Source organism: Halomicronema sp. CCY15110 (genome assembly GCF_016888165.1).
Classification (GTDB): domain Bacteria; phylum Cyanobacteriota; class Cyanobacteriia; order Phormidesmidales; family Phormidesmidaceae; genus Halomicronema.
The window spans coordinates 16,037-38,910 of record NZ_JACSWC010000387.1 but is presented as its reverse complement, the minus strand read 5'-3'; the positions used below and the strand labels follow the sequence as shown (position 1 = coordinate 38,910).

General features: G+C 54.2%; 17 protein-coding genes and 2 tRNA genes. 12 read left to right on the top strand and 7 right to left on the bottom strand.

The window, feature by feature from the left end; genetic code table 11:
• Nucleotides 1-314 precede the first annotated feature (314 nt).
• From JUK32_RS19000 to JUK32_RS18975, 6 genes are all read left to right on the top strand, one after another.
• Complete coding sequence (locus JUK32_RS19000; RefSeq protein ID WP_204140438.1) at nucleotides 315-2,081, top strand: ABC transporter ATP-binding protein; 1,767 nt, start codon at nucleotides 315-317, stop codon at nucleotides 2,079-2,081.
• A 109-nt stretch (nucleotides 2,082-2,190) separates the two neighbouring features.
• Nucleotides 2,191-2,805 carry a transcriptional repressor LexA gene (gene lexA / locus JUK32_RS18995; protein WP_204140437.1) on the top strand — a complete coding sequence of 205 codons (615 nt, stop codon included), beginning with the start codon at nucleotides 2,191-2,193 and terminating at the stop codon, nucleotides 2,803-2,805.
• Nucleotides 2,806-2,999: 194 nt separating this feature from the next.
• The gene (locus JUK32_RS18990) at nucleotides 3,000-4,739 is read left to right on the top strand and encodes a DUF3352 domain-containing protein (RefSeq protein WP_204140436.1); all 1,740 of its coding nucleotides are present in this window, start codon (nucleotides 3,000-3,002) and stop codon (nucleotides 4,737-4,739) included.
• A gap of 121 nt (nucleotides 4,740-4,860) precedes the next feature.
• Nucleotides 4,861-5,193 (top strand): STAS domain-containing protein, encoded by a 333-nt coding sequence (locus tag JUK32_RS18985; RefSeq protein ID WP_204140435.1) that lies wholly within the window; start codon nucleotides 4,861-4,863, stop codon nucleotides 5,191-5,193.
• A 269-nt stretch (nucleotides 5,194-5,462) separates the two neighbouring features.
• Nucleotides 5,463-6,386, top strand: a complete 924-nt coding sequence (locus JUK32_RS18980; RefSeq protein ID WP_204140434.1) for a vitamin K epoxide reductase family protein — start codon at nucleotides 5,463-5,465, stop codon at nucleotides 6,384-6,386.
• Between the two features lie 163 nt (nucleotides 6,387-6,549).
• On the top strand, nucleotides 6,550-7,296 hold the full coding sequence (locus JUK32_RS18975; protein WP_204140433.1) for a pirin family protein: 747 nt from the start codon (nucleotides 6,550-6,552) through the stop codon (nucleotides 7,294-7,296).
• A 1-nt stretch (nucleotide 7,297) separates the two neighbouring features.
• On the opposite strand, the gene JUK32_RS18970 is transcribed toward JUK32_RS18975, so the two are convergent.
• From JUK32_RS18970 to gshA, 5 genes are all read right to left on the bottom strand, one after another.
• The gene (locus tag JUK32_RS18970) at nucleotides 7,298-7,486 is read right to left on the bottom strand and encodes a CPXCG motif-containing cysteine-rich protein (RefSeq protein ID WP_204140432.1); all 189 of its coding nucleotides are present in this window, start codon (nucleotides 7,484-7,486) and stop codon (nucleotides 7,298-7,300) included.
• Between the two features lie 130 nt (nucleotides 7,487-7,616).
• Nucleotides 7,617-7,688, bottom strand: a tRNA-Met gene (locus JUK32_RS18965).
• Nucleotides 7,689-7,891: 203 nt separating this feature from the next.
• Nucleotides 7,892-9,718 (bottom strand): peptidoglycan DD-metalloendopeptidase family protein, encoded by a 1,827-nt coding sequence (locus tag JUK32_RS18960; RefSeq protein ID WP_204140431.1) that lies wholly within the window; start codon nucleotides 9,716-9,718, stop codon nucleotides 7,892-7,894.
• Between the two features lie 904 nt (nucleotides 9,719-10,622).
• Nucleotides 10,623-11,078, bottom strand: coding sequence for a tRNA (cytidine(34)-2'-O)-methyltransferase (locus tag JUK32_RS18955; protein ID WP_204140430.1), 456 nt, complete (start codon nucleotides 11,076-11,078; stop codon nucleotides 10,623-10,625).
• A 136-nt stretch (nucleotides 11,079-11,214) separates the two neighbouring features.
• Complete coding sequence (gshA, locus tag JUK32_RS18950; protein ID WP_204140429.1) at nucleotides 11,215-12,366, bottom strand: glutamate--cysteine ligase; 1,152 nt, start codon at nucleotides 12,364-12,366, stop codon at nucleotides 11,215-11,217.
• A gap of 598 nt (nucleotides 12,367-12,964) precedes the next feature.
• On the opposite strand from gshA, the gene acsF reads away from it, so the two are divergent.
• Nucleotides 12,965-14,023 carry a magnesium-protoporphyrin IX monomethyl ester (oxidative) cyclase gene (gene acsF, locus JUK32_RS18945; RefSeq protein WP_204140428.1) on the top strand — a complete coding sequence of 353 codons (1,059 nt, stop codon included), beginning with the start codon at nucleotides 12,965-12,967 and terminating at the stop codon, nucleotides 14,021-14,023.
• Nucleotides 14,024-14,139: 116 nt separating this feature from the next.
• On the opposite strand, the gene JUK32_RS18940 is transcribed toward acsF, so the two are convergent.
• Both JUK32_RS18940 and JUK32_RS18935 read right to left on the bottom strand, forming a co-directional pair.
• Nucleotides 14,140-16,839: an RNA helicase gene (locus JUK32_RS18940; RefSeq protein WP_204140427.1), complete on the bottom strand. Its 2,700-nt coding sequence runs from the start codon at nucleotides 16,837-16,839 to the stop codon at nucleotides 14,140-14,142.
• Between the two features lie 328 nt (nucleotides 16,840-17,167).
• The gene (locus tag JUK32_RS18935; protein ID WP_204140426.1) at nucleotides 17,168-17,692 is read right to left on the bottom strand and encodes a GNAT family N-acetyltransferase; all 525 of its coding nucleotides are present in this window, start codon (nucleotides 17,690-17,692) and stop codon (nucleotides 17,168-17,170) included.
• Nucleotides 17,693-17,968: 276 nt separating this feature from the next.
• On the opposite strand from JUK32_RS18935, the gene JUK32_RS18930 reads away from it, so the two are divergent.
• The 5 genes from JUK32_RS18930 (at nucleotide 17,969) to JUK32_RS18910 (ending at nucleotide 22,855) form a co-directional block, all read left to right on the top strand.
• A complete protein-coding gene (locus tag JUK32_RS18930; protein ID WP_204140425.1) occupies nucleotides 17,969-18,694 on the top strand; it encodes a hypothetical protein in 726 nt (241 codons plus the stop codon).
• 57 nt (nucleotides 18,695-18,751) lie between these two features.
• On the top strand, nucleotides 18,752-19,672 hold the full coding sequence (locus JUK32_RS18925) for an alpha/beta fold hydrolase (RefSeq protein WP_204140424.1): 921 nt from the start codon (nucleotides 18,752-18,754) through the stop codon (nucleotides 19,670-19,672).
• Between the two features lie 106 nt (nucleotides 19,673-19,778).
• Nucleotides 19,779-19,850: transfer RNA gene (locus tag JUK32_RS18920), tRNA-Gln, on the top strand.
• 125 nt (nucleotides 19,851-19,975) lie between these two features.
• On the top strand, nucleotides 19,976-21,505 hold the full coding sequence (locus JUK32_RS18915; RefSeq protein WP_204140423.1) for a YifB family Mg chelatase-like AAA ATPase: 1,530 nt from the start codon (nucleotides 19,976-19,978) through the stop codon (nucleotides 21,503-21,505).
• Nucleotides 21,506-21,874: 369 nt separating this feature from the next.
• Complete coding sequence (locus JUK32_RS18910; RefSeq protein WP_204140422.1) at nucleotides 21,875-22,855, top strand: alpha/beta hydrolase; 981 nt, start codon at nucleotides 21,875-21,877, stop codon at nucleotides 22,853-22,855.
• Nucleotides 22,856-22,874: the final 19 nt, after the last annotated feature.

Sequence of the window (22,874 nt, the reverse complement as noted above, 5' to 3'; positions counted from 1 at the left end):
TCATCATTGGAGCTTTTTACGTAACCGGCTATGGATTAAAACAGCAGACACAGCGACGATCGCTGACCAATAGGCGTGTTCATCGTCGGCGTCAGCCCTCGTTAGCATCACGCAGGGGCATAGCCGCCATCACCAGGCGGCTGTGATCTCAGTCGGAGACTGACCAGCTCAGTAAATTTTGATATTTGTTAGGATTTTTACTTGCCGCGAGGTTGCCTGATCGGCAATCGGACGGTTGATCGGCGCGATCTCCCATCGCGCCTTGTTTCCATACAGCCGGCCTCGCCGCTGTTTCCTAACTGAGCCAGCCCGTTATGAGTTCTTCCCCTCCCTTACAACGACTGATGCGCTACAGTCGCCGCTACAGTCGCCAAGTCTGGCTCGCGAGCATCTGTTCCGTCTGCAACAAGTTTTTTGATTTAGCGCCCCCCGTGCTCATCGGCCTGGCCGTTGATGTCGTCGTGCAACAACAAGATTCCTGGCTCGCTGGTTTAGGCGTCGCCAGCATTCGCGGCCAATTTTTGGTGCTCACGGCCCTCACGATTGTCACCTGGGGGCTAGAATCCGCCTTTCAGTACGCTTACTCCGTGTTGTGGCGCAATTTGGCCCAGACCATGCAGCGCGATTTGCGCGTGGAAGCCTACAGTCACTTGCAAGATCTCGATCTGGCCTATTTTGAAGACCACAGCACCGGCGGTCTGATGGCCGTGCTGAATGACGACATTAACCAACTCGAACGCTTCCTCGATGTCGGGGCGAATGAAGTCTTACAAGTCATCACGACCATCATTTTGGTCGGGGGGGCGTTCCTCACGTTGGCCCCCTCGGTCGCGTGGATGGCGATTATCCCAATGCCGTTTATCGTCTGGGGGGCGATCGCCTTTCAAAAGCTCCTGGCCCCACGCTACGCTGCCGTCCGCGAGCACGTCAGCGCCCTTAACAGTCGGTTGGCGAATAATTTGTCCGGTATTCTCACCATCAAAAGCTTCACCGCCGAAGGATATGAAATTGAGCGCATCCGCGAAGATAGTGAAGCCTATCGGCTCAGCAATCAGCGAGCGATCGCCTTTAGCGCCGCCTACATTCCGCTAATTCGCGTGCTGATTTTGCTGGGCTTTACCACTACGCTCGTGTTTGGTGGCCTCATGGCGGTGGATGGGCAACTAGCCGTGGGCACCTATAGCGTTTTGGTCTTCCTCACGCAGCGATTGCTGTGGCCGCTAACCCGCCTCGGTGACACGCTCGATCAATACCAGCGAGCCATGGCTTCTACCAATCGCGTGATGGACCTATTAGATCTGCCCATCACCCTCCATCCAGGGCACCAACGACTCCCCGTGAGCAACGTCAAAGGGGCGGTGCGCTTTGAAGATGTGACTTTTGCCTATGGCGATCGCCGACCCGTAGTGCAAAATTTGACGCTCAAAATTCCGGCGGGGCATACCGTCGCGATCGTGGGCGCAACTGGCTCAGGCAAAAGTACTCTAGTCAAACTGCTGCTCCGACTCTATGAGGTGAATGCCGGACGGATCACCCTGGATGGCCTGGATGTGCGCGATCTCGCCACCCAGGACTTGCGCCAGGCGATTGGCCTAGTCAGTCAAGATGTCTTTTTATTTCACGGCACGGTGGCCGAAAACATCGCCTACGGGACTTTTGCCGCCGACCGTGACGCGATTATGCAGGCCGCTCGCACCGCCGAAGCCGATGAGTTCATTCAACAACTGCCCCAGGGCTATGACACTATCGTGGGTGAGCGGGGCCAAAAGCTGTCCGGTGGGCAGCGGCAGCGGTTGGCGATCGCCCGCGCCATTCTCAAAAATCCCCCCATCCTTGTACTGGATGAAGCCACATCGGCAGTGGACAACGAAACCGAAGCCGCCATTCAGCGATCGCTGGAACACATCACCCAAAATCGCACCACCATTGCGATCGCCCATCGCCTGTCCACCATTCGCAACGCCGATCGCATTTATGTCATGGCCCAGGGCCAACTGGTGGAATGGGGCACCCACGAAGAACTACTAGAGCGCGACGACCTATATTCCGGACTGTGGCGCGTCCAAATGGGACTCAAGTAAGGTCAGCCATTATCCAAGACCCACGTTTTTGATCAAAAGGTAGACATTTCCAGGGTTCGCTGGTACAGTTGTTCTTGATACAAAAGCGGCTGAGCCGAGGACGGCGGCAATGGAACCTTTAACTGAAGCGCAACAAGAACTCTATGACTGGTTGGTGATTTATATTCGCGAAAACCAGCACTCGCCTTCGATTCGGCAAATGATGCGGGCAATGAACCTAAAATCACCCGCCCCGATTCAAAGTCGCCTCGATCATCTACGCAAAAAAGGCTACATCGATTGGGAAGAAGGTCGTGCTCGCACGATCAGAATCTTGCAAGATGTCCAGGGTGTGCCGATCTACGGCAGCATCGCCGCTGGTTATGTCAACGAAGCCCAACCCGAAGCCGAAACGCAACGCTTTAATCCGGGTCATTTTGAGACTAAACCCGGCGATTACGCACTCTATGTCAACGGCGATAGCATGATCGATGCCATGATTTGCGATGGCGACATGGTGATCTTGCGCCCCATCCAAGACCCAAAGCGGGTACGTGCCGATACGATTGTGGCCGCCCAAGTGCCCGACGGCACAACCTTGAAATACTTCCGCCTGGAAGGGAATACCGTTGAGTTAGTGCCCGCCAATCCCAATTATCCAGTGCAGACCTTTCCGGCCGAGCAAGTACAACTCCAAGGTCGGCTGATTGGGGTTTGGCGTGAGTTTCCGGGCGACGATATCTAGACGATATTGAACAGACGATTTCGGTCGCCAGTGCGAAATTCGCCTTACGGCGGATTGTCCGTCTTCATTCCCTTGTAAAGACTTGCCGAGAACAGGCCGCTGGAGTAATACACTCTGGAGTAATACACTATTGACGATCAGTGGCACCTGCTCGTCCAATCGGCGGTCGGCCAGCGCACGGTAAAAGGGACTTTATGAAATCGCGCACCTTCTATTCAGCGATCGCCGCCTTGGCTGGCATTTTGCTTTTGGTTGGCATTGCGGGCTTTTGGGGGCTGACCTCGCAAAATCCCCGGGTGTTGCTCACTCAGGGCGGACAAACGCAACCCCAAGCCGCTCAGTTTGTGCCCCGACAGTCGCCCTTGATGGTTTCCTTGCTGGCCCGTCCAGATCGTCTGTGGCAACTGCGGCAACTCTTAACGCCCGCGAACCAGCGTTTTCAGGTGCGACAGGAATGGCAATCTCTCCAACAATCCCTCGAGAACTTAGTGGGGTGGGACTATGACACCGATGTCCGTCCTTGGCTTGATGAAGAGGCGACCTTAGCCATCACGGCTGCTGACTTGGACTACGATGCGAGTAATGGCCTGCAACCAGGCTATTTAGTTGTTCTGAGTTGTCGCGACGCGGATGCGGCCCGCGAATCCCTGCATCGCCTTTGGCAACAGCGTGCAGCTCAGCGCAACCTGCGCTTTGAAACGGTGTCTAGCATTTCGCTGATTTCTGATCAGACGTTAACGCCAATTGGGCGATCGCCGACCTCAGGGTTCGCCACTGACTTAGCCTTAGAGACGTTGGCGACTACCATGGTCGGCGATCGCTACGTGCTCCTGGCCAACGATGCGCGAGTCTTGCGTCAGGCGATCGCCACTTATCAAGCTCCTGATGTGAGCTGGGTCAAGGCAGCTCCTTATCACGCGGCTATCACCACCTTGCCCGCCAATCGAGTGGGTTGGCTAGTGGCTAATATCCCTCAGTTATTAGCTTGGTTTGGCGATGCCGAAACCCTTACGACTCCTCCCATCAACCCCGTCGGCCAGCAGGCTAATTTAGCGTTTATTTCGTTTCAAGCCTTAGCCGATGGTCTGTTGGGCAATGTCGCCATTGCAACCACTCCGTTGTCCTCTACACCAAGCGCGAGCGCGAGCGCCTCAGCGACAGCGACCCACCCGCCGGAAGCCTTGTCCTTAGTGCCCGATAACGCGCTATTTGTGACCGCTGGCAATCAGCTATCCCAGCAATTACAGTCCCTTAGCAGCAATATTGGCGGCTATCTCATCGCTCAACGAGCGATCGCGGCACTGTTGAGTTCTTGGTCGTTCACCCCAGAGGCCGTCCCTCAGGAATTGTCGGCAACACTGGCCGGCAACTATGCCCTGGCGCTGCTGCCAGGCGATCACCCTAACTGGGCCTTAATTACTGAAGCCTCAACCTCAGACTTTGCCGCAATTGATGATTTTGCCACTGCCCAAGGACTGACCGTCAATCAGCTAGCCTACAACGATCAGCCCCTCACGACATGGACACGGTTGACGCTCAATCGCAGCAGTCAAAACGCACCGCTACAGTTAGCCACTCAAGTCATCGCGGCCCACACCACCGTGAACAATTATGAAGTGCTATCAACCTCCCTAGCAGGGGTGCAGCAAGTTTTGCGGCAGGTCAATCAAGGGGCCTTGGCCGACCAAACGACCTTAATGGATTTGATCGAGCAGGTGCCAGCGCTGGGGCCAGAGTTGGTATATGTTGACTGGCCAACCTTACTGCCATCATTGCAGCAGCAGTTTCCTTGGCTCTTGGCCATCGAGGCCGCGACTCAGCCTTTTAGCCAGCACCTGGGGCCCATACTCATCAGTAGTCAGCCTTCTGCCTCTGCTCTGCAAATGGGTACAGTCGCCATTCAACTACGCAAAAATACTGCAAATATGTCTTAACCCGGCCAATAAACTGTGTATTTTGATAGAACTGGGGCAACCTTACATCAGTAGGCACTTAGTTAACGACTTGCCCTGATCGATTGGCGGTGCACCCCCCGTGCAGATTTATGAGGAACGTATGGAAGCTAATATTCGTATTCTTGAGCCCACTGGCATTCTTGACGGTACCCAAGCCGAAATCTTCCGGAAGGAAGTGGACATGGCGCTTGAGGAAGGAGTGGATGTGCTCTTGATCGACCTCAAAGATATTACTTTTGTTGATAGCTCTGGTTTGGGCATTTTAGTTGTCGTCCTCAAAAAGGTTAGAGCTTGCAATAAACTGCTCTACGTTTGCTCCATCAATGAGCAGGTCAAAATGCTGTTTGAACTGACCAGCATGGATCGAGTGTTCGAAGTTCTCCCTGACCGTGATGCCTTCGCTGCCAAGGTCGAAAGTACCTCAAAAGCCTAGCTTTTGAAAACAGCCTTCTGGACATAAAGAATCCTTAAAATGTCCTGCGGCAAAATGTCCTGCGGCGGGCCACAAGGCGAGAGAATTGCCTGGCAGATGCCGTACTCAACCCAAGAGACGGCAACTGTGGGCGAGGTCTCACGCCTAAAATATGGCTTCATGGATGAACGTAATTGCCATTTCGCTCATGAAGTCTGCAAGATAGCCATGTCATAAGGCAAAATAAGTAGGGAATTTGCTGACTGAATCGCCAGAGGATATACACTGACATGCCACGTCGCCGACAGGAAACTTTGTGGATTCATCGCTGGTCTCGTTGGATTATTGGCGCGATCGCCCTGATGGGAGCCTGCGGCACCGCTTATCTCACAGTCATTAAGGTCATGGGCAGTGATGCCGCTTGTCCTACTGGTGGCTGCGATCGCGTCCTCTCCAGTCCCTACGCTGAAGTTTTTGGCTTGCCCTTAACGCTATTTGGTTTTTTGGGCTATCTCAGCATGGCGGGGATGGCACTGGCACCATTTGTGGTTAATCCTGATCGCCAAAAAGAGTTACGCAGTCAAATCGAATCACTAACGTGGCCGCTGCTGTTCATTGGCGCGACCGCAATGCTGGTTTTCAGCGGCTACTTGATGTATTTGCTGGCCTTTGAAATTCAAGCAGCCTGTCTCTACTGCATCACGTCAGCAATATTTGCGGCATCTATGTTTACGCTCACAATCCTGGGTCGGCGATGGGACGACTTTGGCCAGCTGGCGTTTATGGGCGTCATTGTCGTCGTCGTTACTCTAGTAGGCACACTGGCCGTCTATGCCCCGATTAATAATCCTCAATCAGTCCAAGCCGATATTCCTGGCGAAGTTGGCCCGCCGGTTACAACGACTTCCGGTCCATCAGAAATTCAACTCGCGCAGCATTTGTCGGCTACCGATGCCAAGATGTATGGCGCTTATTGGTGTCCTCACTGTCATGATCAAAAACAGCTGTTTGGCGAAACCGCCGCGAAAGAAATCCCTTACGTTGAATGTGCAGAAGGCGGGCAGAATGCACAAGCGAGTTTGTGTCGCTCAGTGGAAGGTTTAACAGGATTTCCTTCCTGGGAGGTCAATGGTGAGCTACTGGTGGGTGCGCAAACTTTAGAAACCCTGGCCGATGCCTCTGACTATGATGGCCCTCGAGATTTCCAGAACTAGGTTGGCATTTATAGAGTCCATCCGCGTTCTCGTTTGAAAGCCTTACAAGACAGGCTTTCTAGATAAATTATGATGCATGAGCACATGCCTGCTCCTGGTAGTAACGTCCATTCGCACGTGGTGCAGTGCTGATGGTACGGAATTTCGGTAACGAGTAAACAGTATGGTGGCTAATTCATTCCAAAGACCAACGGTCAAGCTCCGCCGTAGTCGCGATCGCGGGTTTGAGGATTTTGGCTGGACGGATAACTGGATGACGTTTTCATTCGGGAGCTACCGCGATCCTGACTGGATGAACTTTGGCCCGTTACGCGTCATGGTGGAGAACCATATTCAACCCCACTCCGGCTTCCCATCGCATCCCCATCGAGATGTTGAGGTGTTGACTTATATCGTGGCTGGCACGTTGACCCACCAAGATAGTTTTGGTCACCAAGCTGAGATACATGCCGGAGAAATGCAATTGATTAGTGCCGGCAGCCAGGGGATGATCCACTCCGAATATAATCACCACGAACAGATCGAGCACAACTATCAAATGTGGCTAATTCCGGATCGTGCGCCCACTCGTTTTAGCTACCATCAACTGCAATTTGCCGATCACGAGCGCCAGGGATGCCTGAAGCTGTACGTATCGCCGGATGGCCGTGACGGGTCAATGCCGATCAACACTGATGCTTTGGTGTATAGTGGGCGATTTGAGACCGGCGATCGCCTCTCCTATACATTGAAACCGAGCCGAGGCGTATGGCTACAAGTCGTCAAGGGTGGAGTCAAGGTGGCCGATCATCACTTATTCACGGGAGATGGCATTGGCATCACCGAAACTAATCGCATAGAAGCGAATTTCGCTGACTGTAGCGAAATTTTGCTGTTTGATTTAGGCATGAATACACCGCGTATTTGGTGATTCATTCAACATAGTCAGCCGTAATATCAATATCTAAAGTATGGTCGTCTATGGAAACATAGAGCTGATTAGGACGACAACAAACTTGGCAGTCTTCAACATAACTCTGCTGCAGACCGGCTGATATATCGATAAAGGTTGTATTCAGTTCACCGCAAAATGCGCAACGATATTCGCTAGTGTTCTGCATCTTTATCTATCTGTCTAACGTGACTGGTCAGTCCGTTTCCCTCGAAAAAAAGCTGATAAAGCCAAGGCTTTCAGACTTGCATCATGCGGTTACTAGCGGTTAGCAACTACTCACAAAGTTAGTTTTTGAATGGCTCAGGCGTGATTTGAACACGCGACCAAGGGCTTATGAGTCCCCTGCTCTACCACTGAGCTACTGAGCCAAAGTGCTTTTTGCAACTTTTTCAATGTAGCACAAAGCGGTTTCTCTGCTGAACTGAAATTCCAATTAATCTGCGATATCCGAACATCTGGCCGCCGAGCAAGTGACGCTAGTCAGCAGAGCGATCGCGACCTAGCGCACGATCTAAATCAAAAAGGGGGGTAGCTTGCACTACCCCCCTTTTTTTGTCTAAACCAATTGGAGTTAACGACTACTGGGTAACATCGCAATCGGATTCACCGTTCCCTGACTCGGAACATGAATTTCAAAATGCAGGTGAGGGCCAGTGCTGAAACCAGTACTCCCCATTGCCGCAATTTGTTGGCCTTGCCGCACTTGCTGACCAGCCTGTACCATCAGGCGACTGTTGTGAGCATAGCGAGTCATGCTGCCATCGGGATGACGAATATCAACTAGGTTGCCGTAGCCACCAGAGTTCCAACCGGAACTTACAACGACACCGGTAGCCGCCGCATAAATCGGTGTGCCAACGGGACCAGCAATATCGACACCGCGATGCATTCGTCCCCAACGCCAACCATAACCAGACGTCAGTACCCCCTGAGCCGGCCACATGTAACCGTCAAATCGGTTAGGTGCTTCGGGCAAGTAGACATCTTGCTCCGGCAACATGGGCATCTCGGGAGTCACCACCCGACCAGCTGCGTTCTCAACGATAGGAGAATATACTTCCGAGCCTAAGGGCGCGGCGGCCAACAAGTTGTCCGCTTCAAGTTCCGCCTCAACATCAACGGCCTCGGCACCAGAGCCGTTCACAAACTGAGGGTTGAGGGCAACTTCGTCTGACTTTCTCGCAATCTCTGGTGCTGACGCTAAGCTCTCAACATCACGAGCTTCATCAATAACTAGGGTTTCAGTTTCCGGTTCTGATGTGGCCAAGTTCTCATCAGAAGGCCGTTGAGAAGCTACTGTCGCTTGGGACAGCAAGCTAGCCACAAAGGGATCTGATTCAGGTTCAAGGGTTTGAGCCCGGGTTGAGGTATCGGACGAAGGGTTACGACCGATTTCAAGCTTGGTCAAGTCAACTGCCGCCGAGGTCGTCGGCTCGATGACAACTCCAGAAGCAGCCGCTACTATCTGCTGGGTGGAGTCCGATTGATGAGGGCGCAGTCTATCTGCATCAGCGACATCAGACAACGTAGCCTCATCAGCCGGAATGACCAACTCGTCACCTGGCATCAGCTGCCTAGAGTCAGTGACTTGATTCAATGCCTGTAAGGAGTCGGGGTCAAGACCATAGCTGCGAGCGATCGACCAAATAGTTTCCCCTGAGCCTACCCGATGCGTAACCCCATCGGCGCGGCGACGAGATGACTCAATCGTCGTATTAACGGCAGTTTTTTGAACGGTCGCAGGCTCGGACACTGCACCTAGCTGCTCTGCAAACTGCTGTAGCGACTCGGCCTGAGGCTGAGTTTCTGGCAGTGAGGCCAGTGGCTTGCTGCTTCCCAGCAAATCAGTCTTGGATAAGATGTCTTCCTCCGCAGGAGAAGCGACACTTAGCGGCGCTCCATCGGTAGCAGTCCGTTCGACCTCATTGGTGGCCGATTCAGCAGCGGCCTCTACGTCCATCAGCGAACCTGCCGATGGCGCTGACTCAGGCATGTCGCCCGATAGATCCTCAATAGCGGTAGTTTGCCGTGTCGCAGGCATAGTTGCCTCTGGCAAAATCGCGACGGTAAGCTCGTCTGCGGTATCTTCTGACGGCTCAGGGGTTGGCGCAACAGCAAGATTGAGCGAGGAAACGGCGTAAGACTGCAACTGATGATTGGCAGACTCAGCAGTAGGCACCTTTAATACCTGGCCCACTTGGATCACCTGATCCCCAGCCATACCATTGGCATCGCGAATAGCTTCGACGGTTAATCCGTGCTGTTCAGCAATCCCCCAAATGGTTTCACCGTCTGTAACGGTATGAAAAATAGCCGGGGCTGCTTCGGGTCGGGAAGAGCCGAAAGACGGCAATGTATTAGACCCACCAGCAACGGAAGGTAAGGCGGCTAGCTGCATAGAATCAGCAGCTTCAGCACTAGAGACTAGTGAGCCAACTGCGCCTAGTGATAATGCGAGGCCGAGAGCCGTAAAGGATGTACGTACCCTCTTACCAGTCCCAAGGACTCCTGCTTCACTTTGCAGCGGTAACAGGGCACTTGCTTGACTCTGCGTGTCAGGCGCAAACTCCTGAGAAAAAACGGGATTCAAAGGAATAATCCTCCTCATAACCAGAGCTCGACAGTTTCAAAGGTCATCCCGAAGGCGACTCTAATTGAATCATCTGAGGTTCAAAGACCCAGAAACTAAGGCATTCCCACTATCCTCGTGGTTAAGCAATTTAGCTTCGAGAGCTAACAATACACTGCCTATTAGATTTAAGCAAGTTTACATAAATTCCTCCAGAGATCAAGATTTTTCAATTTCCTCACCGAAAAGGCTCAGACTGAGCTAGGGCGATCGCTGACGAATCGGTGTCATCACAGCGTTCGAATATTGCCAACCCGTCAGGGGTTATCTGCTTGAGTGATGCCAGAAAGAGCTGAATGCAGGGCTTTTGACCCATTGTGGTAGTTGAGGCGCAATGCCGCAATCGCTAGCCTGACAAGCCTCAAAAACATCAGTAGGCAATCAGAAAATAGCCATGATTAGGGCTGGTGGGCAAGCTGAAATAGGGGATAGTCGCGTCAGAAGCCCTACCTATTTAGTGATAGAAAATTCTTATTTCCTGATTTTTGTTTTTGTAGCTTGAATGACAAACGTTTCAATTGAATTCCCAAAATCTTGAGTGTAGTAGTCAGTCTTTGATTATTAGTAATTACCTGCTTGATGGGGAAATCAAATATTACCCAGCGGTGATGATAGTAGCCAAGAACCCGCCGGAACTCATGATGGCAGTTGACTTGGAGAAATTGCTGCCAGGTTAAGACCGAATCTGGCGGAGGGCTTCAAATAGGCCGATCGCGGCGCTGGCCGACAAATTGAGGCTGCGCACACCCGGCTCAGCCATGGGAATACGGGCGGTCGTGTCGCAGGCGGCTAGCATATCGGTCGATAACCCGGCGGTTTCTTTGCCAAAGAGCAGCCAGTCATCGGGTGCGTACTCAATATCGGTATAGCAATCAGTGCCGGACTTGCTGAATCCAATGAGGCGACCGCTTTGCTTGCGGGCCGCAGTGGTGAATGCTGACCATGAAGGATGTACCTGCAAATCGACATAGGGCCAATAATCGAGCCCGGCCCGTTTGAGATAGCGATCGCTCAACTCAAAGCCCAAGGGCTCGACCAGGTGGAGGGCGGTGCGAGTGGCAGCGCAGGTTCGCGCAATGTTGCCAGTGTTTGGCGGAATCTCAGGATGAACAAGGACAACCCGGGGCATAACTGTCTCAATTACTCAGCAGAGTTGAAGAGGTTTGTAAAGGGTGAGTAGATCAACGATACATTTTCTTAATGAATCGACTGAAGCTGGGGGTGGTTGGGCTCGATTACGGTTGACAGCACGACGGAAACCCTGGCTAAGCCATGCAGGGAAGGCAAAGTTCTTCCGCCAGTTGTTCATCTTGGGCCGCTGCGGTGCGGATCGCGATCGCGAGAATCTCGGGCACAGTCCGTCCCTGCTCGTACAGGGTGAGCCATTGTTGGGCCTCGTTGCCCTCCGCCAAAATGCTGCGAATCGGGGTTAAAAAGCAGCTAAACCCGTGCTGATGAGCGATCGGCCACAGGGTTTCATACAAATCTTGAATCCAATGTTTAGCCGTAATCTCACGACCATCGACCCAGTGGTGAACGGTGGCATCGAGGCTCGCTTTCGCCACCGCCTGCTCATTGGCCATCGCCAACTTGACCAGGTCATCGGCGCGGGTGGCGGCGGGCAGTTGGCTAATGTGCAGCGGGTCTAAAGAGGGGTCGGCCATCATTTGTAGGAGACGGGCTTCTAGCAGCGCCGTCACCGCGAGCAAATGCAGCGGATTAATGACCAAATCGCAAATGCGGAGCTCTAGACGGTTTAAGCAGTAGGGTCGGCGATCGCCATTGGGACGCACCGAATTCCACAAATGGCGCACATTCTGCATGGTCCCGGCGGCCAGTTGAGCCTCCATCCAATCAATATGGTGCTGATGGCTGGCAAATAAGGGGACATGCGCCGGAGTTTGGGGAAACAAATGCCAGCGCGTCGAATGATAGCCGGTGGCCCGATTATCTAAAAAGGGGGATGAAGCGGTCAATGCCAGATAGAGTGGGGCCTCTAGTCGAACCAAGCGGCACGCCTGCATGAGTAACTCGGGATCAGGAATGCCGATATTAATGTGGATGCTCGCTGTGACGACATCGGTATGGTACGTCTGCTCAATGTAGGCATGATAGGGATTTTGCGGGTCAGAGCGATAAAACCGCTGGGTGTCGCCCGACGATAGGGTGCTGCCCGGCACCAGGGTGTAATCGCCGAGGGTTTGCAAATAGTTGCGCAGCGTTTGCCGAGGGCGCACCAGCTCGCATAACAGTTGCTCGTAACGGCTGAGGGGGGGCGTCGTATATTCCACATTGCGGGAGTCAGGCTCGCGGACAAAGCCATTGAGATTGGCCACGATCCGATCCGAAAAGCCAATGATCTCGCCCGCTGGCGTTCCCGTATAAACTTCGACTTCAAACCCTTTAGATAGCGACACGGCTATTTCTCGCTGCGACAGTCTATTTAATAGTACCGGGCAAACCTGAGTTGTCTCTGAAGAGCTGGCTGATCGATACGCCGGACAAGCTTGCTGCCAATATTCGAGGGGCTCAGCCCCCCTGGTGAAATGAGGTCCTCCGAGTATTGCCACCACACTGGGAAGTTGCCAGCGGGGTAACGCTCAGGCAAGTCGGTCTCTCAGCAGCATCCGCTTCGCCGATATCGGTTCAAAATGACAGCCATCACACATCTATATATATGCAGGCAAAATGCATGGATGAGATTTTCTGCCGCGATCGCGCGCCGGGGGCATCGGCAATCCGACAGGAGAGGTGGCTGCCTATTCCCCCAGAGGGCTGTTACCACCGTTTGCCTGCCGTAACGCTCAGGATTTACGGTATGGGCACACAAAAGTCGCTATGTCCATTTTTTTACTGCGCGTCACTTAGAAACGCTGAAGTAATTACTGTCGCGGTGTTTGACGGTTTGTAACAGCTACTGAGGGCGGCGGCGATCGCCGCCACACTTCCTGATACCGTGATTGCAGTCTATCGATACGATAGACCCACACTTTGCCCCGGTTTATCCAGAAAACTATGGTCAGCACTGTTCCTAATTCACCCAGCATTAAAACTGCCGTCGAAGAAAACTTACTCACTCCCCGGTTTTACACCACCGATTTTGAAAAAGCGGCCCAGATGGATCTGTCGGAGGGCGAGGCCGACTTGCAAGCCATGGTGGCCGAGATGCGGGCGGACTATAACCGGCATCACTTCGTGCGCAATGAAGACTTTGAGCAGGCTTGGGACCACATTCAAGGGGAGGAACGGCGCGCCTTTATCGATTATTTAGAGCGGTCTTGCGTGTCGGAGTTTTCCGGCTTTTTGCTATTCAAAGAACTGTCGCGCAAGCTGAAAGGCCGCAATCCCCTGCTGGCAGAAATCTTTCACCTGATGGCGCGAGACGAGGCGCGGCACGCGGGCTTCATCAATAAAGCGATGGCTGATTTCAATATTTCCCTTGATCTCGCGAAGCTAACCAAGAATCGCACTTACACGTTTTTTCCCGTGGAGTGGGTGATTTATGCGGTCTATCTCTCGGAAAAAATCGGCTATTGGCGTTATATCCTCATCTTCCATCATTTAGAACAGCAGCCCGAAAATAAGTTTTACCCGCTGTTCAACTATTTTGAGAGCTGGTGTCAGGACGAAAATCGTCACGGCGATATTTTTAAGGCGCTACTGCGATCGCAGCCCCATATGTGGCAAGGCTGGAAAGCTCGTTTCTGGAGCCGGTTCTTTCTGCTGTCGGTGTTTGCGACCCACTCATTGACGGTGCATGAGCGCAGTCAGTTTTACGAAATGCTGGGGCTGGACGCCACCGCTTTCGATGAGGAGGTGGTGCGGCAGACTAACTTGACGGCGGCGCGGGCGTTTCCCATCATGCTGAATATTGATCATCCGGACTTCTTTAAGCGGCTGGATCGCTGTGTGGCACGCAACGTGAAATTGCAGGCGATCGCGGCAAGCCACCAGCCCAAGCCCCTCAAGTTTCTCCGTAAGCTGCCCCACATTGCGGGCACGGCAGGCGACCTGTTGTGCCTATTTATGATGAAACCCATTGATACAGAATCCTTACGGGGCCAGGTCTGTTAAGAGCCTCAGTTCTGAGATGAATCTCAACGGGGAGCTGAATATCTGCACCAAAAGCCCTAGGCGGAACCATCCCAGGGCTTTTGGTGCAGCGTCAGACAGGATGACTCAACCTGGAACTAAGTTTCGTTGACCGGGAAGCGGTTCATCCAGTCGCAGGCTTGGCGGGCGCTGGTGCGCAGCGTATTCGAAATGTGCGGCACATGGGGAATTTGGGAGAGAAAATCGAGGGTGCGGCGCAACACGCGCACAATATCGCCTTCGTCCAAACTGGTGCGGTCACAGAGTTCCGTCCAGTCGCTGCGATCGCCCCCCGGCTCGCGGGTCTCTTCAAAGCCCTCAGGGATAGGTAAGTCGGCCTTTTCGCCAAATTCCACCCAGCGTTCCACCAGGCCAATTAGGTCATATTCCAGCCAGAGGGGAAACATAACGTCATGGCGGCGCTGCTGTTGAAAAATTTCGCGACGGAGTTGGCGTAAGCCGCTGAGCGCATTGTCAACGGGGGTGGAATGATCGTAGTCCACCCAAGTATCGGGCCGGGCACTCTCAGTGACGAGGGCGGCACAGGCCGAGGCTAGTTGAGGGGGGGTGAGGTCGTCAAATTTGCCCGAGTCCAGGGCCAACCCCAGCCAGAGTTCGTTGTCGCCGCGAATGGCAGCGGCGGTTTCTCCCAGGGGGGTGGGTTGACTGGCGGCTAAACAGCCAAATTCTTCTAACACTGCCATGATGCTGACAAATTCTTGCCAGTAGCGATCGCTCGATCGCGCCAAAGCCTGCTGGCGATCGCGCAACTCCGTTTCTAAGCGCTGGATGCGGCGATATTGCTTGAGCGTCTTTTTCGGATTGCCGTAGGCGCGAGCTGGATGGGTGGCCATGCTCTCTTCAACGGCATGGGTGCGGGCCAGTTGTTCTTTGACTTCTGGCGCAATTTCTTCCAATGGCGGGGGCTGGGGCACCTGGCAGGCGATCGTCGCCGTGTGGGCATCGCCTGGATAGTGGGCACCGGGTTTGTGGGGCAATCCAGCAGGCGGTTCCAAATCATCCACGGCGGCGACGCGGGTGTATTCCGCATGGAGGCCGACCACATCGCTGGTGGTGACGACAAACCACTGATTATCTTGGCTCAGGCAAATCAGGTAGGGAAACTGACCGGAACCCGGCACTTTCGTCACAATCACCGCTGGGAGGGGCGTCGCCACCGGAATGTGCTTACCCTTGAGCGAAATCGTTGTGCCCGCCACGGCAAACGCCAGGGCTGGCCCCATGTCGCCTTTTAAGACTTCGGCGGCTTGCTGTTGCAAAATTTTCAGCAGACGTTTTTCTTCCCGCAATCGTTCCCGCAGCTTTTCAAAGTCGGCAAACACTTCCTCATCAAAGGCTTCGACCTGGGCGCGCACCTGGTCAATCTCATCCTTGAGATCGGCGATCGCCTGCTGCTGGGGCGCGAGTTGCACATTCGCTAAATACTGCCCAAAGCTCCGCTCGACCAGGGTGCGAGCTTCTTTGAGGGTGTGGCGTTGCAGGAGATTGAGCACCATGCCGTAGCTGGGGGTGAATTGGCTCACCAGAGGATCGGGACCAACCGTCGCTAAATACGCCGCCTCCCGCGCTCCCTCAAACGGCGTTTCCACTGTGACGACATGGCCCAATTCGTCCATGCCCCGGCGGCCCGCCCGCCCCGACATCTGGAGAAATTCCGACGCCATCAACAGGCGATGACCGCTATCGGTACGTTTGGACAGACTGGAAACCACCGTAGTGCGGGCGGGCATGTTGATCCCTGCGGCCAGCGTTTCGGTGGCGAATACGACTTTGATCAAGCCAGCCTGAAACAGTTCTTCCACCAGTCCTTTCCAAGCGGGCAAAATTCCTGCGTGGTGGGCCGCAATGCCGCGATACAGCGGTTCCACTTGTCCTGCGCGCCCCGCATCGGGATTCCACGCCAGAAATTCGTCAATTTTGAGCTTCAGTTGGGCGGCTTCGGCCTCATTCACCAGTGACACGTTGCCCATGGCCGTGACCGCGCGATCGCACCCCCGCCGACTAAAAATGAAGTAAATCGCCGGTAACATCTCGCGCTGATGCAGTTGCCCGACCACATAAGGAATCGCCAGGGCGTCTTTCTTGCCACGCTGTTGGGGATCTTTCTTGCGGCGCTGCTTTAACCGGGGATTAATGCCCGATTGCTGGTCATTCAGCAGGGGGAATAAGCCCTTGCTGTGGCAGTAATGGAAGTGCAGCGGGACGGGCCGAAAGTCGGAATAGATTAACTGGGTGGGACCATGCACCTGACTCAGCCAGTCCGTTAGTTGACCGCCATTTTCCACCGTGGCCGATAACGCGAGGATTTGGAGTTCAGGCGGACAGTAAATGATGGACTCTTCCCATACCGTGCCGCGCTGGCGATCATTCATGTAGTGACACTCATCCAGCACCACCGCTTCCACATCCACCAGGGAGGTGCCCACCTCCCCGATGCGCGTGCCGTAGAGCATGTTGCGAAACACTTCCGTCGTCATCACCACGACCGCGGCATCGCGGTTAATGGCAATATCCCCGGTCAGCAAGCCGACATTGTCAACGCCAAACTGTTCCCGAAAGTCCCGCAGTTTCTGATTGGACAGGGCTTTCAGCGGCGTGGTGTAAAAAACTCGCTTGCCGCGATCGAGGGCGCGATAAATGGCATATTCCCCCACCAAGGTCTTGCCGGAGCCAGTGGGCGCACAGACCACGACCGATTGGCCCTCATCCAGCGCTTGGATGGCGTCTGTTTGGAAGGAGTCAAGTTGAAACGGAAACAGCGTTGCCAGATTAAGCACTGGACTAGGCACACATGACGAAATTACTGGGTTCTATTCTAGTGCGTCTTCGGAATAACGCTGATTTTGTCGCATACTCAGCCGTTTCGCCAAGCGCCGCATCATTTGCCCCACCACGAAAGCTGAGCAAATCAGGCAGCCACAGGGGACGATTCCCTGTTAGTTCAGTCGCGATAGCCAGGATTAATCCGAGGGCACCGTCGCGATAGCCAGGATTAATCCGAGGGCACCGTCCCCTGGTCGCTGGTGATCGCCCCCTTTACATCATTGGCAATAGCGCGATCGCGTTCTGCACCTCGGCTCTGATCCGGCTCGGGGTATCGTCACGCTAATCGGGATACCAGAACATGCCCTTGATGCCTTCCGGATCCGGCATAAACCCTAAATTGCGATAAAAGTCCACGACATGCGGGTCAGCAAACAGAGTGACGTTGCTAATGTCTTCGCTTCGCAGCTTTTTGATGAGCTGCTTCATCAACGTTTTGCCGAACCCCTTGCCTTGATAGTCGGGATGCACCACCACATCCCAAATGGTGGCGTTAAAGGCATGATCAGAAGTCGCCCGCGCAAACCCGATCAAGCGCCGCCGATTACCCTGCACTTCCCACATGGTGACGACGAGGAAGCTGTGTTCGATCGCTTTGCGCACCTTGCGAATCGGTCGTCTGGCCCATCCCACGGCATCGCACAGTTCCTCCAGCTCATAGAGGTCAATGTCGCGCTCAGTGCTAAAGACAATTTGTGCACCGCGATCTTGACTGGAGACCTCGGTCAGAGTTTTCGCTGATAAATCCTTATCCCGGGGGGGCGTGTCGGTCTCAGCACCAGTAAATAAGTTTTTCCAGAAACCCATACAGGTTTGGACAGTAAATAATAGGAGACAGTGACAGTCTACTAGACTAATATATCTGCTTAACCTTGTCTCCCATTGGTCACGAAAAAACAAAGTTGCGATCGCCAGTCTGCTTGTTGCTCTCGATACCGGGGGCAGCTTGACGATAAGTCGGGGCAGAACCACAGGCTGAACACCAGTCGCAGGGATAAGATATGGACACGCCTGTGTAATTGGGCGGTCAGGGTTTGTCTCGAAAGTTTGACTTGACCCCAGGTAATTGAGTGTTCCCCGGTTATGGCTGCTGGTTTAAAACCATCTACTGTAGAGTTGCTGAAGCGATTTAATCGCGCTTTTCCGCAGTTCTATGAACAGTTTGTCAGCAGCGAAATTCAGCTTCAGAATTTGCGCTTGGCGTATCAGCTTTACAAAACCCGCAAAGCCGTCATCGAACTCAAACCCGAAGGCCATCGCAGTGCTTTGCATTTTGCCTATCGCAACCAATCGTTTTTGCTCAGCGACATCTTTGGCGTGCTGGCCGCTTACGGCTTGACGATCCACAACCTCAGCCTGTACGGGCAGATTTATCCGCCCATGTTGGTCTTTATCAAGCTGGTGGTGTCGCGAGGGGGCAAAGCCTTACCGACAAAAACAGCTGATAACGTCTGTCGGGCTGTCCGAGAGGCGCTGGCGGGGCATTTTGAAGTGGAAGAAATGTTAACGGTCGAGTTCAATCTGGATCAAGGGTTAGAACAAGTCGAAACGGAATTCTATGTGGATCCGGTCTTTCATTTACCCGCCATTCTGATTGAGGCCGACAACCAGCCGGGGCTGTTTTACAAAGTGATGTACGCCATCTGGCAGGAAGATTTGCTGGTCGTCAACGCCAATTTGCTGGTGTGGCGGGGCCGCACCCGATTAATTTTGTACTTGCTGGGGCCGAATGAGAGCCTGATTCCTGAGTATCTGGGGCACAAGATTGCGGAGGGTGTGCGATATCGTCTGTTAGCTGGTACCAGCTGATGCTGACGGTTGGCGATCGCTCCACCACTGACTTCGCCGTCAGGATATGATGGATTTATGACTTATGCGAATGTCTTTGGTGTCCCCCATGCTTACCGCCTAACGGCACCGGCAAACCCGCCATCAGCGACGCTAGTGTTTATTCATGGCTGGCTCTTGAGCCAATGCTACTGGCAACCAGTCATCGAGCCACTGGCGGCAGACTTTCAATGTTTGAGTTATGACCTTCGGGGCTTTGGCAACTCTAATCAAGCCCTCGCAGCGCGATCGTACCCTGCCAGTCACGCCCCGCACCAATCTCCACATCCCTACAGCTTAGAAGCCTATGCCGCAGACCTGGGCGAGCTACTGAGCCAACTAGACATTAAGTCTCCAGTTTGGCTGGTGGGTCACTCTTTGGGGGGCAGCATTGCTCTGTGGGCTGCCAAATTATGGCCGCAGCAAATTCAAGGCGTCATTTGCGTGAATGCGGGCGGCGGCGTGTACCTGCCCGATGAGTTTGCCAAATTTCGTCAGGCGGGCCAACAAATTGTCCGTTGGCGGCCGCCGTGGTTACGGCATGTGCCTCTGGTGAATTGGGCCTTTAGCCGCATGATGGTGCAGCAACCGCTGGCACTGGCTTGGGGCCAACAGCGGGTCGCTGACTTACTCGCGGCGCAGGCTGCGGCGGCCACGGGCGTGCTGCTGGAATCGACCACCGAGGCTGAAGTACATCGGTTACCGCAGGTCGTGGCCAACCTCCAACAACCCGCCTACTTTATTGCCGGAGCCAACGACACGGTGATGGAAGTCAAGTATGTGAACCATTTGGCTAGCTTTCATCCCTTGTTTGAGGAGGTTGAGGGCAATGTGAAGGTTTTGCCGGATTGTGGTCACATGGCGATGGTGGAGCAACCAGAGGCGTTGACCCAGGCCATTCAAGCCTTGGTCACAGTCGCACCGGTTTCGTCGCCCGTGCACGACTCCGCGCTGAAATAGGTCATTCGCCTGATGTCGCCATGGTTTCACAAAAAAATGGCGCGATCGCGCAAAATTGCTTGACAGAGAGGGGTTAAAAACTGCTAGATTATTTAAGCCTACTTGATGGGGTGTGGCCAAGTGGTAAGGCAGCGGGTTTTGGTCCCGCCATTCCTAGGTTCGAATCCTAGCACCCCAGTTTTAGTTGAATACCATTTGTCGGCGACTTAAATTGCTGTGGATGTAAACCGAGCGCCTAAAAATTTGCACTGCCAGCTGTGAATTGGGCACCCTAAACCCACTATCACCATGGGTCAGGGTGTCATGCTATCGAGAATTTGGAGTGCAGCGATCGTCGGCATCGATGCGATCAAAGTCGGGGTCGAGGTCGATTTGTCGGGGGGCTTGCCCACGATGGTGGTGGTGGGATTACCCGACACTGCGGTACAGGAATCGCGGGAACGGTGCCGGGCCGCCCTCAAGAATTCGGGGTTTCCGTTTCCCATGCGGAAAATTGTGATTAACCTGACCCCGGCAGATCTGCGCAAAGAAGGGCCTAGCTTTGATTTGCCCATCAGCGTCGGAGTGCTCGCGGCGACTGAGCAGGTTAAGCCTGACCTGCTGGATGATTTTCTCTTTATGGGCGAGTTGTCGCTGGATGGCACCTTGCGGCCCGTGGCCGGGGTATTGGCGATCGCTGCGGCGGCGAAATCTCTGGGCATCAAAGGGGTCGTGGTACCGGCGGATAATGCCCGCGAGGCCGCTGTCGTTCCCGGCCTGGAAGTCTATGGCTTCAAACATTTAACCGAGATGGCCGACTTTTTGAACCATCCCGATCAGCACATGCCTTTCCAAATCGATGGCCCAGCCGAACTCGCCCATGCCCACAAAAATCAGCTCGACTTGCGGGATGTGAAAGGCCAAGCCCAAGCCCGTCGCGCCCTCGAAATCGCCGCTGCGGGGGGCCACAATTTGATCTTCGTCGGCCCTCCAGGCAGTGGTAAAACCATGCTGGCCCGTCGTCTGCCGAGCATTTTGCCGCCCCTCTCCTTTGAAGAGGCGCTGGAAGTGACCCAGATCCATTCCGTCGCGGGGCTGCTGAAAGAAAAGGGGAGCTTAGTCACCAGTCGCCCGTTTCGCAGTCCGCACCACTCGGCCTCGGGGCCGTCGCTGGTGGGGGGTGGCAGTTTCCCCAAACCGGGGGAGATTTCCCTGGCTCATCGCGGCGTACTTTTCCTCGACGAAATGACCGAGTTTAAGCGCGACGTGCTGGAATTTCTGCGGCAGCCCCTCGAAGACGGCTTTGTCACCATCACTCGCACCCGCCAGTCGGTCGAGTTTCCGGCCCAATTCACGCTGATTTCCAGCACCAACCCCTGCCCCTGTGGTTATTATGGCGACCCGGTGCAGCCCTGCACCTGTAGTCCTCGCAGCCGGGAGCAATACTGGGCGCGATTGTCAGGGCCGCTGATGGATCGCATTGATTTGCAGGTGGTAGTGGGACGGCTGAAACCGGAGGAAATGACGCGCATCAGTGAAGGGGAAGCGTCGGAACCGGTACGAGTCCGGGTGGAGCAGGCCCGCGATCGCGCCCACACCCGATTCCAATCGGAAACGGCGCTGCAGTGCAATGCGGATATGCAGAGCCGCCATCTGCGCCACTGGTGCCCCCTCGACGCCACCACCCAGGGTCTGCTGGAAAATGCCGTGCGCAAGCTGGGTCTCTCCGCGCGAGCCACCGATCGCATTCTCAAAGTCGCTCGCACCATCGCCGATCTTGGCAATGCGGACAGCCTGCAAGCCCAACATGTGGCGGAAGCCATTCAATACCGCACCATCGATCGCATGCAATAACCCTTGTCAGCCGTGCATCGTCCCCAGTGCCGTTATTCCCTGGCCCCATATTCAACTTCTTACGCTTGTCTGCAACCAGGTTGGGCAGTATCGCGATCGCGGCCCTATCAGCAAAAGGTTGAGCGAAGTCGAAACCAGGTTGGTCGAGATTTCATTCTTTAGCCGCAGTTTTCTTTACTGTTTGTCAAGTGACTCGCATGTTGGGAGCAGACTGTGCAGACTTTTGTAAGGAAACCCTTACCAGAGCTGAAGCTTTATTTCAGCTAGCAGTGTCCTCTGCCCAGAGCGCCTATGTTTAAAGCACTATCGGCGCGCCGCTGTGAATGGCGGTCACCGACTGTCATCGGGTCATGGATGGATTGAAACGCTATGGTCACAGTCTATTTCGGTACCAATCGCAACCTGCTTACGAACGCTGAGGGGATTGATTTTGGCGATCGCTTTTCTGAAGCCGACCTAGGAGACTTACGGTTTGGCCAGGCGGAAGTCATTGATGGCAGGCTTGATCCCAGCAGCATTCAGCTGCTGCCGGACAATAAAGCGGAAGGTTCTACGGCGCTGTTTCAAGACATTCAACAGACGATGCGATCGCAGTCGCTCGACTCCATCATGCTGATTCACGGCTTTAATGTGACCTTTAAGGGCGCATTAGAAGGGGCAGCCAACTTCAAAATGCGACTGGCGGCCCTGTCCGATAATCGGTACACCCCCAATGTGTTCGTGTTTTCCTGGCCCTCCAACGGCGCGCTGTTTGATTATAAGGACGATCGCCATGACGCCATGACTTCTGGCTACGCCTTTGCCCGGGGGTTGAAAAAGCTGACGGATTTCTTGCGCGATCCGAGTTCCGGTGAGCCCTGCCAGCAACGGGTGAACCTGGTGGCCCACAGCATGGGTAACTACGTCTTGCGCCATGCCCTGCAAGAAACCCAGAAGCTCAGCGGCGATCGCACCTTACCCCGGCTATTTGACAACATTATTTTGACCGCTGCCGACGAAGACAACGATGCCTTTGAGCACGACTACAAATTTGCGCGGTTGCCAGAACTCGGTAAACAGGTGACCGTCTATTTCAACACGGAAGATCAGGCGCTCACGGTAAGCGACGTGACTAAGGGCAACCCGGATCGGTTGGGCCAAAGTGGGCCACGCTATCCCCGACAATTGCCCTACAAGGTGGTAACGGTCGATGTGAGTGACCTGGTCTCGATCTTAAAAGAGCACTCTTATCACGTGACCAATGACACTGTCGTGCAAGATGTCATCGCCGTTCTGCAAGGACAAAGTCCCGATGTGTTTACTGCACGGCGCTACATTGAGTACGCCAACAAGTTCAAGTTGGGGCGATAGCAGATAGGTTCAGACCAAT